Here is a 237-nt window from a genome sequence, read left to right as displayed (position 1 = left end):
CACAGCGCCACACCGGCCTCGGCCTGCCCCGGCAGCACCTGCAACAGGCCAGGCGGCACCCCCGCAGCCTCGAACAGACGAGCGATCAGAAAACCGCCACTGACCGGCGTGTGTGGATCGGGCTTGAGCACCACGGCATTGCCTGCCGCCAGCGCTGGCGCCACCGAACGCAGCGACAGCACCATGGGGAAGTTGAACGGCGAGATCACCCCGACCACGCCATGCGGTACGCGCCGC

At 69.6% G+C, this 237-nt stretch carries 1 protein-coding gene; it reads right to left on the bottom strand.

The window, feature by feature from the left end; translation table 11 throughout:
- A partial coding sequence (locus tag VC352_RS25035) for an aldehyde dehydrogenase family protein (RefSeq protein ID WP_322982177.1) occupies positions 1 to 237 on the bottom strand: 237 nt, incomplete at both ends.

The organism is Pseudomonas sp. C11, assembly GCF_034683865.1.
GTDB lineage: Bacteria > Pseudomonadota > Gammaproteobacteria > Pseudomonadales > Pseudomonadaceae > Aquipseudomonas.
The sequence above is the reverse complement of the archived record's forward strand: the minus strand, read 5'-3'. Positions and strand labels throughout refer to the sequence as shown.